The 10,691-nt window shown below is 40.8% G+C and carries 11 protein-coding genes; 9 read left to right on the forward strand and 2 right to left on the reverse strand.

All coding sequences use genetic code 11. From position 1 onward, the window contains the following. Positions 1–32: 32 nt before the first annotated feature. On the reverse strand, positions 33–857 hold the full coding sequence (locus B2V22_RS06685; protein ID WP_290491318.1) for a metallophosphoesterase: 825 nt from the start codon (positions 855–857) through the stop codon (positions 33–35). Positions 858–984: 127 nt separating this feature from the next. On the opposite strand from B2V22_RS06685, the gene B2V22_RS06690 reads away from it, so the two are divergent. Both B2V22_RS06690 and B2V22_RS06695 read left to right on the forward strand, forming a co-directional pair. Next, positions 985–1,365, forward strand: a complete 381-nt coding sequence (locus B2V22_RS06690) for a bacterocin transport accessory protein (RefSeq protein ID WP_290491319.1) — start codon at positions 985–987, stop codon at positions 1,363–1,365. A gap of 130 nt (positions 1,366–1,495) precedes the next feature. Beyond that, positions 1,496–2,140 carry a hypothetical protein gene (locus tag B2V22_RS06695; protein ID WP_290491321.1) on the forward strand — a complete coding sequence of 215 codons (645 nt, stop codon included), beginning with the start codon at positions 1,496–1,498 and terminating at the stop codon, positions 2,138–2,140. A gap of 82 nt (positions 2,141–2,222) precedes the next feature. Here B2V22_RS06695 and B2V22_RS06700 read toward each other — a convergent pair whose 3' ends face one another. Continuing rightward, entirely contained in the window at positions 2,223–3,686 is a 1,464-nt protein-coding gene (locus tag B2V22_RS06700) for a phosphate:AMP phosphotransferase (RefSeq protein ID WP_290491322.1), read from the reverse strand. A 195-nt stretch (positions 3,687–3,881) separates the two neighbouring features. Here B2V22_RS06700 and B2V22_RS06705 point away from each other — a divergent pair, with 195 nt between their 5' ends. From B2V22_RS06705 to B2V22_RS06735, 7 genes are all read left to right on the forward strand, one after another. Continuing rightward, complete coding sequence (locus B2V22_RS06705) at positions 3,882–4,505, forward strand: carbonic anhydrase (protein ID WP_290491324.1); 624 nt, start codon at positions 3,882–3,884, stop codon at positions 4,503–4,505. A 78-nt stretch (positions 4,506–4,583) separates the two neighbouring features. Next, complete coding sequence (locus B2V22_RS06710) at positions 4,584–5,141, forward strand: ribonuclease domain-containing protein (RefSeq protein ID WP_290491326.1); 558 nt, start codon at positions 4,584–4,586, stop codon at positions 5,139–5,141. Between the two features lie 22 nt (positions 5,142–5,163). Beyond that, positions 5,164–5,433 (forward strand): barstar family protein, encoded by a 270-nt coding sequence (locus B2V22_RS06715; RefSeq protein ID WP_290491328.1) that lies wholly within the window; start codon positions 5,164–5,166, stop codon positions 5,431–5,433. A 55-nt stretch (positions 5,434–5,488) separates the two neighbouring features. Continuing rightward, on the forward strand, positions 5,489–6,301 hold the full coding sequence (locus tag B2V22_RS06720; RefSeq protein WP_290491330.1) for a hypothetical protein: 813 nt from the start codon (positions 5,489–5,491) through the stop codon (positions 6,299–6,301). Between the two features lie 303 nt (positions 6,302–6,604). After that, on the forward strand, positions 6,605–7,354 hold the full coding sequence (locus B2V22_RS06725) for a TIGR02206 family membrane protein (RefSeq protein WP_290491332.1): 750 nt from the start codon (positions 6,605–6,607) through the stop codon (positions 7,352–7,354). 172 nt (positions 7,355–7,526) lie between these two features. Beyond that, positions 7,527–8,726 (forward strand): alpha/beta hydrolase, encoded by a 1,200-nt coding sequence (locus B2V22_RS06730; protein WP_290491334.1) that lies wholly within the window; start codon positions 7,527–7,529, stop codon positions 8,724–8,726. A 121-nt stretch (positions 8,727–8,847) separates the two neighbouring features. After that, positions 8,848–10,566, forward strand: a complete 1,719-nt coding sequence (locus tag B2V22_RS06735; RefSeq protein ID WP_290491336.1) for a DUF975 family protein — start codon at positions 8,848–8,850, stop codon at positions 10,564–10,566. The last annotated feature ends 125 nt before the right edge of the window (positions 10,567–10,691 follow it).

A 10,691-nucleotide genomic window follows, 5' to 3' on the forward strand; every position in this document is an offset into this window, starting at 1 on the left:
TTTTTTTGTGGTCTTTTTTAAAAAAGGAAGGTTTAAACTTCCATTATAAACATAGCGTAGTCGATTTCTTGGTAGAGGTCCTTATGGCGCCATTCGCGTTCATAGGCGAGACTATTACTAATAAAATGTTGATTGCCTTGCTTTATTTGGTGTCTGATGTGAGCGTGTCCCATGATGGATTGTTTGATTGGGTAATCTTGATAGAAAGGTAAGTAGTCATCGGTTGCGATATAGGCATTGAAGAAGTCGAACACCCGGTGTGGCATGGGGATAGTGAACTCAGGAATGGTAATGACATGGGTCAGAAGGATAATGTTTTTGGGTTGATGGGTTGTCATCACTTGGTCTAAGGTTTCTTTGGTTTCCTGAGCGAATTGCTTAGAGACTTCTTTGTCAGTTGCTTGCCAATCTAGCCGAACTTTGTCTTGCCAGGTGACTAGTTTGTGGCGGCCAGTCTCTAACTTTTCTTCTGTAAAAGCTAGATCATGATAGGCATGGTTGTACCAACCTGTATGACCGACAACAGCAGTTTCGTTGCCCACCATTAATGATTTGTTTAATATGCTTTGTGGGTGACTTTTAAATGTGTCGTGGATAGTCAATGTATGTTTTTTTGCCGACTTTGCTTCCCAATAATCATGGTTCCCCGGTATAAAGTAAATCTTAGCGCCGGAATGGGCTTGTAATTTTTCCACAAATGCAATGGTTTTGTCGTAATGGTTAGAGATGTCGCCACCGATAAAGACTTCGTCCAGTGCTTGGTCGTTGATATAGGCGGAAAGGGTATGAAGGAAGTCTGTTTCTTGCTGGGTCTTACCGCGATCGATATGTATATCTGATATAAATCCTAGTTTCATTTGTTTCACCTTTATTCTTGTAATCAACTCTATTCTACCATATGGCTTGAGAATGCATATTAATTGAATTTCAGCGGTTGAAAGCATACTATGAGTTTACATATAAAAAAATTAGGAGGTATGAAATATGGTAGACAATATTCAACCGTTTACACAAGAAGAATTTGAGAAAGAGATTAAGGATTTCCAAGAAATTTCAGCAAATGTTGCGAAAGGATTCTTAGAAGAAGATGAAGCTAAATTGGTATTTATTGGTCGTCCTACTTGTCCTTTCTGTCGTAAATATTTACCAAAATTAATTCAAGCTTTAGGTGAAGATGTAAGTAGTACATACTATTTAAATTCTGAAGAAACAGCAACTGATGATGCCTTATCTGACTTCCGTTTTGAAGTGGGCGCTAAAACTGTTCCTTCATTAGTATACGTGGGTGGTGACGGTAAATTTAAAAACTTAAATGCGGATTCTTCAGATTCTGTAGCTGAAATAGCGCAAGCTATCCAAGGATAATGCCAGCTTAAAGGCAACATTGGTAAATATACCTTTGTTAAACCTTTAAGAAAGGTTTAAAGCGTATGAAATCGTTTGAATCTATCTATATTTTTCTTTAGACTTATATGTATAGAAAGGTGTGATATTAATGAAAACGCCAAAAGTAGTGATGGGATTCCTAGCCGCTGGAGTATTAGCAGCGGGATACACTATTACACAAGTTCAAGCAGATGAAAATGCGCAAGATTTATATACAAGTAATGTGGCAACATCTCAAGTTGAATCAGCTACAGCAAGTAGTGAATCAACTCGTCAATCGGAACAAGCAAGCACAAGTACTGAGGAAGTAGCCACTAGTGAGACAGCTTCCTATACGTCTGAAACTACGGCTGTTAGTGAGTCAACAGAGACTACAGCAACATATACTGAGGAAGCAAGTAGTCCTGTAACGGAAACTACTTCAAGTGAAGAAGTAACTGACCAAACTGCTATAGAAACACCAGCTGCAGAGCCTGCAGTTGCTAAAGAAACATCAGTGGAAGCAGCTGACCAGGCGGCAACAGAAGTTGCACCAGCAGCTAGTGAAGAAGTTACTAGTGTGCCTGACCAAACTGAAAACCGTCAAATTATTATTGATCGTGTAGGTTTAGCAAGTGATGCACTAGATGGTTATAGTGATGAGCAAATTGCACAATCACGTGTAGAAGCAGAAAACTTAGGTTCTGACCCTGGTTACTCTTACTCATGGTTATTGCAACAAACGCCAGCTAACGCTGCAACACAATCAATGTAAGAAATAAAATTAAACAACCACTTCCCTTAAATCCATCGAAGATTTGGGAAGTGGTTGTTTTTGTCATTCATTCAAAATTCTTCTAGTCGTCTAAGAAAGCTTCCATCCGTTTGATGAAGTCTTTTAATACAGTAATACGGGCGTGACGTTTGTCGACACCAGAAATGACTCTCCATGGGGCCTCTTTAGTAGAAGTTGCAGCAACCATTTCATTCATGGCGGTGTTATAAATGTCAAATTTATCCCGGTTTCGCCAGTCCTCATCGGTGATTTTGTATTGTTTGTCAGGGTCTTTTTCTCGGCCCATAAACCGGTCATATTGGGTGTCCTTATCGATGATAATCAGGTATTTCAAAAGGAGGTAGTCCTGGTCAGTGATGTTGTGTTCCATCTGATTAATTTCTTCGTATGCTTCTTGCCAACGGTAAACTGGCGTAAGGTTTTCGATTCGTTCAACTAAGACACGGCCATACCATGTGCGGTCAAAAATCGTCATCCGTCCCAAACTTGGGAAGTCTCGGTAAAATCGCCATAGGTAATGGTGACGCAACTCTTCATCATTTGGGGCAGCGACGGTAGCAACGTCATAACCACGAGGGTCCATCAACCGGGTTAAGCGTTGGTAATTCCCTCCTTTACCGGCAGCATCTGACCCCTCGTAGGCTACAATAACCCCTTTGTTTTCTTGGTAAGCCCTAAACAACAAGTTGGCAGCCTGTTCTTGCAAGTCTTCCTTGATGTCATCGTAGTCTTCTTTTGAAATTATCGGTGAATGATCAACTTGCCCCACGATATCTGGACTGTTACCAATAAAGTCTGAATCTAATTGCGGGCGAGTCAAATCGCTAGACAGCCAATCTTCTAAGCTATCGATACAAGTTTTGAGAGCCAAACGGGATTGATCCTTTTGATCATCCACATGTAAGATATGCCACGGCGTTTTCTCAAAGTTAGTTTTCTCCAAAATCTCCTTAAAGTGTTTACGGTAAGCCTTGTAGTTTTTCAACTGGTCCTTATCTTGCTTGGTAACTAAGACTTTTCGGTAAGGGTCTTCTTTCAAAGCCTTAATCCGGTCCGTCATTTCCTCCTTACTATGGTGGATAAAGAACTTAATGACTAGGGTATCGTCGTGGGTGAGTGCTTTTTCAACAAAGGAAATATCGTCTAAAACATGATTAAGTGTTTTCTCCTTCATATCCAGCTGGTGGAAGAGGTCATAGTAGAATGACCGATCGAAGAAGACGATTTGACCGCGTTTAGGCGAACGCATGAAAAATCGGCGCAAATACGGGCGCTGTTCATCTTCCAAAGTACTTTCATCAAAGACCGCTACTTCATAATGTTTAGGGTCCAGTTCGCGCGTCAAATCCTTGAGCAAGAATCCTTTACCAGAAGTCTCCCAACCATCCACAATCACCAGCATACTATTCTTAGTTTCTTGTAGTTGGCGGTGCAATTCAGCAAATTTCTCACCTAATTCTGATCGTTTCATATCCTGTAATTCGAGTGGAATACTTATTCTATTAGCGTTTTTGTTGGGTAACATCCGCGTCACTTCTTTCTTTTTGGCAAAATGGCAATGAATATTAAAGGTCATTTTCTTGTACATACATTATAAGGCATAAATGCAATAATGCATAAGGATTGTGCTATTTTCGGTAAAATAGTAGGTATTTTAAAGGAAATCTAGAGTTTTATGATAAAATAATTAGGAAGTACTATATGAAAGAAGGAAAACTGAATGAGAGATTTTAAACCAGCGGTCGATCACTTCCATGAAACGGCCTATAAAGACAAACAAGACATCTACGAAGCATTAGCACGAACCCATTCGCCACACACCTTAGTGATTACCTGTGGGGATTCACGTATTAATGTTGAGAGCTTGTTACAAGCCGACCCCGGCGAAGTTTTCCAAATCCGAAATATTGCAAATATCGTACCAGAATACAATGACCCAGACCCAATACTATCCTTGCAAGCAGGTTTAGATTTTACTGTAACCTCCTTACAAGTAGAAAATATTATCTTACTTGGCCATATCAACTGCGGGGGCTGTAACACTTGCTTAAACCCACCAGAAAATTTTGACGAAATGCCTTATTTAAAAGAATGGATTGGCAAATTAAATCCAGTCAAGGAATCTATCGCAGACCAATTAGCCGAGTTAGACGATCCAGTTGCTAAGAGCGATTTGATGGAAAAAACGAATATCATTGCCCAATACAACCACTTAATGGAATACCCAATCATCCAAGACCGCGTTGCCGCTGGTAACCTAAAAGTAGAAGGTTGGCATTTCCATACGGATGAAGGTTTCGTTGAAGTTTATCAGCCAGAAACAAAGACATTCACGCGACTTTAAGTTAAAATAGATATAATTGAAGCGTCCTTAAATCAAAAGGACGTTTTTCTTTTCGATTTGAAGGAGGAACAAGAGACGATGAATCCACAGAAAAATCAGTTAGAAGCGATCCAGCAGCTGATCAAAAATCCGAAGTCGATTATTGGGATCATTTTAGCGGCGTTAGCAGTCTATGCCTCGCAAGAACCGTGGAATACGGACGACCAGAATAGCAATCAAAGTGACCAAGCACAAGTAGCTGACAACGAATCAGATGCTTCAACGACTAGTGAATCTGCAACAGACGGTGACACAGTACAAGTGGCTGAAGACGGAACTTACACAAGTCCTGAAGAGGTAGCTGCCTACATCGACCGGTATGACACCCTGCCAGAAAACTACATCACCAAATCCGAAGCCGAAGACTTGGGTTGGGAATCTAGCGAAGGCAACTTGTGGGAAGTAGCAGACGGCATGTCAATCGGTGGCGATTATTTTGGAAACTACGAAGGCCTGCTACCAGAAGAAGACGACTACCGAGAAGCAGACGTCAACTATGACGGGGGTTACCGCGGAGCCGAGCGCATCATCTATTCAGACGACGGCGACATTTACTACACCGACGACCACTACGAAACTTTCCAACAACTCTATTAATTAATCATAAGGAGTGACCAGCATGCAAACCTTAATCATTGATGGGCAAGACCTTTATGGGCGAAAGGACTTGCACAATCAAATCGCAAAAACCTTAGATTTTCCTAGTTACTATGGGGCCAATCTAGATGCTCTTCACGACATGTTAACATCACGGCAAACACCTACAAAAATATACTTGGTCAACCTAGATGACCTGGCCGATCACTTAGGTCCTACTTATAGCAAAAAATTCCTCAAATTATTGCTAGATGTTGAAGAAAAGAATGCATTTTTAACGATTCTTAGGTAAGATGGGAACAAAGCATTTCTAGACGAAAAGTTAAAACAAGTAAAGGAGGGAAGAAATGGGTGTAATGTTAACGTTAGCCTACGAGGTTGCGATTAAAGACCAACAAGTGGCCCTTGAAATTATCAATCAGGCCCATAACATGATTCAAAGCAAATTCCAACCAGCCTTAATGTCTGACAATATTCAATTAGACCATGCTATTCATAAGCAATCTATTCTATTTGTAGATGGTATGTCTGCCTTCTTATACTACCGACTATTACAACAGGCCATTTACCCCATTCAAATCAATGGGGGACTAGGCTTATCAGAAGATATTGCCCAGTCATTAACCTACGCAGAACTAGTCTTAAAAGAAGCACAGAAACTTGGCGAAGGCTACATTTTATACAACGCCAACTTTTTTGAAGACGGGTTACTAAATATGCAGCTGATCAATTGGCAAAAAATTGTCCGCGATCAAACACCAGTTGCACGGGTATTGGCTTTCCTTTATGAAATTCAAGCCCCTGTCTATGTCGACGGATCTATGTTGACTCAAGATTTCTTAGGGGAAGACTTGATTGCCCTAGACCAAGCCAAACAAGCCTTATATGCGGACGATGAAAAATTATTATCTATGGCAGATATCAACTTTTCAGCCCGTAAAACTAGCAAGTGGCTGGAAGTCTTTGACCAAGTCGATAAAAACAAGTATTTCATCACCGGTTTATTTAAAAAAGGCTATGCCACAGCCGTTGCCAATATGACTTACATGACCCGGCAAAATATTGATTATCATTTCCGCAGTGGCCAGTTCGCGTTTGAGCGAGACATGCTTGCGGCAATTGTCTTACAAATGGACCGCGAAATCGCCGCACTAGGCTAGCCATAGTGGTTAAGTGGATAAGTCGTAAAAGAATACATGAGGAAAGGTTTGAGAATCACCATTTACGGGGAGGTTTTAGGCCTTTTTTCTTTGGGAGGGATTGTAAACAATAAGTAAAGATTATGTTTACAAAAACGAAACGCTCCCAAAAGAGTTTTCTACTTGAGCAAGTGCGAAAGTCTTTGGTAATATGAAGAAGAAAAGAGCTCGGAAGAACCGCGCCACACTAAACTGAACGCTAAAGGAAGTATTATTGGGATGAGGGTATCTGAATGGGATTGAAAGGAACAGGGTGAACGTTTCATGGAATCATGGGATAAACATGCAAATCGACGCAAAGCTAAGCTAGAAGGGCTAAAAGAAAAGATTTACTTGAACTGTGTCAATATTGATGCACCCTTTATTAATGCATTTTCACTGGCGCATATCTTGTACTTAGCTGCCTTCTTTATGATTTTACTTGCCATGTTTATTTTTAGCGACTTTATCAACACCCACCAGGTCGTTATTGGACGTGTCATGTTTACCATTTCCGTTTTACAACAAATTCTCTTATACTCTTGGTATTATTTCGAGACCGAATTCGACTTAAAACAAGCCTTGCCACTGCACATTTGTCGCCTATCAACCATAATGGGACTGGTTTACCTACTAACAGGTAACCAAATGATCATGCAAGTCTTATTCTATTTCGGACTTTACGCTTACTTCTCATTCTTTATGCCTAGCCGTATCAACAAAATTTACCACGTATCAGGCCTAAGCTACTTTTTAAACCACGTTATTACGATTTTGATTCCATTCTTCGCTTACTTCACCACAGGATGGACACCCACAATCCGCGGTTTAATCGTGTCACTAGGGGCATTTGCAGTTTACTGGTTTGTCGCATTAATGGTCAACCAATCAACTAGCGGTAACTATTTCTACATGAAATACCGCCCAGTACCAGCCTTAGAGAAAGTCAACTTCCCAACCTATGCAGTAGGAAACTTTATCTTTACATTAGGCCTGTTCTTGATTGGTTACAGCATCTTCCATTTCTTTGCCTAAACATTTTGTTAAAAGAACATACGCACGCTAAGTTGGGCGCTAGCTCGACTTGGTGTGCTTTTTTCAATGACGGGCCACTCAGGATACGCTAATAGGAGGATTCTTGTCAGTTGGAAGCAGGTTATCGAACATAAACATTAGTCAAGACTCAACTTTTGAAAAGAGGCCAATCATGGGAATCATTTCGACTGTCGGACGGCAGCGACAACCAAAAATACAGCCAGATTTAAGATACTATGAACAAGTCAAATTAATGAAAAATCGCTATACCAGAAGGACTTTTCCAAATGGTGAATTTATCCTAAAGAAACTTCCCACTTCAGATGTTGGTGGCCAATTGGACGAGCGCTTGCTTGGGTCGATTAAAATTCACCGGGACCCGACGCCAGTGATTCAATACCTCAACGACATTATCGAGAAACAATATAACCCATTCCTATTCATGTATCGACGGGTAGTGGGGACGACAATAAACCGGGACATTTCAGACGGACAAGTGACTATTCGCGAGTATGACTTCCCCATTGAAGAACGGATTATGCATGCTCGAGCATTTTATCCGGATGAAGTGCAACAAGCCAATGAGCCAGCACCTGTAATCCTTTACCTTCATGGTGGGGGCTTTATCGGGACAACCTTTAATACTATTACCAACACATGCCGAGGCATTGCTTATAAAACTGGCGCCGTTGTTGTGGCCTTTCCCTATAGCTTGGCACCGGAGAAACCTTTTCCTCACGCATTAATCGACGGGATAGCCATGCTTGGTTGGGTCCGTGATAACGCTGAGATGCTTGGTGTAGACCCTGGAAAAATAGCAATCATGGGTGATTCATCGGGCGCTAATATTGCTGCAGCCATGAATATCTATGATATCGAATCGGGCAACCACTGGATTAAACAACAAATCCTCCTTTATCCAATTGTTAATATGGCTATGAAAGAGACGCCGGGCTACGAATGGTCCTTGGATGAGTATGATATCCATGATAATGACGAGATCATTACCTTTATCGTTAAGTCACTTGGAATTGGCGTTCATTATATCAACAAGTTATATGCTAAAAATGTGGACTTGAAAGACCCATTGGTATCGCCGCTGTTTGCTTCGGATAAAACCATTCAACAAATGCCCCCGACCATTATTGTGACGGCGGAATATGATTTTTTGCGTATTGAGTCAGAAGCCTATGCCAAACGTTTGTTAACTAACGGGGTCCAAACGTCATTTTTCAGATACCGGGGGCTAGACCATGGTTTTGTAGATAAGATTGGCATTTTCCCTCAATCGGAAGATGCCTTAAATGAGATTGGAATCCGTTTTAGAAAAGCCTTTGGTTTAACGGAAATGACTGAATCTGAAAGCCTGTGACCTTTTCCTTCAATATCTAAATAGTTTTCATGTATAATAAGGTATATAGTGTTTTTCGTATACAGAAGAAAAAATGTAAGTGATCAACTTTAAAAGGATGAACAAAAAGGGAGTGTGTAAAATGTCTTATAAAATTTCACGAAAAGCTTCGGAGATAAACAAAGAAGCGAGTGCCATCCAACAGGGAAATACCCTAGCAATTTTTGGTGCGACTTTAGTTACTGGGGTTATTACAGGTTTGATTACTTGGGCAATTGAAATGATTACCGGAACAACTGATACGACAACCGCAACAGATTCTATGTTGACGATTGCGGGTATGGCGTCGATGATTATTACGATCTTTATTTCTTTCCCATTAAGCTTAGGGATTGACTGGTCGGTTTTACGATTGGTGGATGAGGATCGTTTCCATATTGGGAATATTTTCGAACCCTTCCAACGTCGATATTTCCGTAATATCTGGAACCAAATTATCTATACTATTGTCATCTTTTTGTGGACAATGTTGTTGGCCTTAGTTCTTGGCGGTATTGGCGCTGGCATCTTCTACCTCACTGGTCAATCTTTAACACCACCAACTGACTTAACAGCAGGTGATTATTCAGGGTTAGCTGGTCTTGCAGTAGGCTTAGGGCTTCTTTTTATCATCGTGTATGTTATTTTGATAATAATCGTTACCTTGCGTTTAGCGATGAATAACTACTTACTATTTGATAATGACCGTATTAATGGCCGTAAGCCATTGAAGGTGTCTAAAGTCATGATGAAGGGAAACAAGTGGACCTTATTCTGGATTGGTTTCCAAAATGCCCTTTACCCAGTATTACTAGGTATTGTGATGTTTGGTGGTTTAGGACTATTAGGTGCCTTCCTAAATAACGGTGGTATCTTAATTGCTATCTTAGCGATTATCGCGACTGTAGCCATCATGATTTTCTCCATTAAATATACAATCCGTCAAATGGTTGCGACAGCTTTACTATACCGTTTAATTACTGACGAACACGGTGATGATTTAGACCGTCGTTTTCCAGAATTAGACCTAACACCAGACGCACCAGTAAATGACTACCACACCGAGCAACGTCCAGCCTTTACGGAAAATGCAACAGCCATTCATCCAGCTGATGACGTCGCTACAGGTACAGCTGCTAACCAAGCGATTAGTGAAACTCAAGCAGAGAAAGAAACCAAAGCAACTGACCAAGCTGACAACCAGGTTGGTGAAACAGCCGCTACAGCAGCAGGTGCTGCCGCAGTATTCTCCTTAGCTGACGAAGAAAAAGCTGGCCAAGATGACGAGGTGACTGAATCTAGCGAATATGAAGCAGACCAAGTAGCTGAAAACACTACAGGTTCATCTTCAGCCTTACGAGGTTCATACAAAGTAGGTCATCAAGATGTAGCTGTACGTCAACCTTATCAAGCAACTTATACAGCAAGTGAAGGTCCTATTTCAGCCATCCGTCACCACTTTACGGTAGAAGCGTCTGATTACAATGCAGTAAGACCAGCACAAGAAAAGCCAAGCTTTGATTTAAATGCAGGGCCATCATCAGAATCAGCAGCTGTACGTCACTCATACGTAGTGGGTGGCCAAGCCAGCTCAGATGATGATACAATAAACAATGAGGACCAAACGCCGGGAAAGAAACCTTATAACATTATGGGCTACAACACACCAGATCGTACGGATTTTGGTAGAGTTGAAAATGCCAAGGATGTTATTCTGGCAGCAGACAAAGCAAACTCAGGTGAAGATGGTATGTTAAATTCTGGTGATTTCGATAAAGATGTGGATTATGATCCAGAAATCGATCCAGATCATCAAAACTAATTGAATACTTGTCAAAAACCAAACCACCACCGTTCTTTTATGGCTCTACAATATATAGGACTGATGACTTTTTAAAAAAAGTCATTGGTTCTATTTTTTTTACAAAAAAGAAGAATCTCCATTAT

The sequence above is a fragment of the Aerococcus sp. UBA6277 genome, from assembly GCF_002440555.1.
Lineage (GTDB): Bacteria > Bacillota > Bacilli > Lactobacillales > Aerococcaceae > Aerococcus.

Bases quoted from the DNA above. Each gene is read 5' to 3' on its own strand.
- B2V22_RS06705 (WP_290491324.1), top strand. From the start codon at position 3,882: ATGAGAGATTTTAAACCAGCGGTCGATCACTTCCATGAAACGGCCTAT.
- B2V22_RS06715 (WP_290491328.1), top strand. From the start codon at position 5,164: ATGCAAACCTTAATCATTGATGGGCAAGACCTTTATGGGCGAAAGGAC.
- B2V22_RS06690 (WP_290491319.1), top strand. From the start codon at position 985: ATGGTAGACAATATTCAACCGTTTACACAAGAAGAATTTGAGAAAGAG.
- B2V22_RS06695 (WP_290491321.1), top strand. From the start codon at position 1,496: ATGAAAACGCCAAAAGTAGTGATGGGATTCCTAGCCGCTGGAGTATTA.
- B2V22_RS06730 (WP_290491334.1), top strand. From the start codon at position 7,527: ATGGGAATCATTTCGACTGTCGGACGGCAGCGACAACCAAAAATACAG.
- B2V22_RS06700 (WP_290491322.1), bottom strand. From the start codon at position 3,686: ATGTTACCCAACAAAAACGCTAATAGAATAAGTATTCCACTCGAATTA.
- B2V22_RS06735 (WP_290491336.1), top strand. From the start codon at position 8,848: ATGTCTTATAAAATTTCACGAAAAGCTTCGGAGATAAACAAAGAAGCG.
- B2V22_RS06685 (WP_290491318.1), bottom strand. From the start codon at position 857: ATGAAACTAGGATTTATATCAGATATACATATCGATCGCGGTAAGACC.
- B2V22_RS06720 (WP_290491330.1), top strand. From the start codon at position 5,489: ATGGGTGTAATGTTAACGTTAGCCTACGAGGTTGCGATTAAAGACCAA.
- B2V22_RS06710 (WP_290491326.1), top strand. From the start codon at position 4,584: ATGAATCCACAGAAAAATCAGTTAGAAGCGATCCAGCAGCTGATCAAA.
- B2V22_RS06725 (WP_290491332.1), top strand. From the start codon at position 6,605: ATGGAATCATGGGATAAACATGCAAATCGACGCAAAGCTAAGCTAGAA.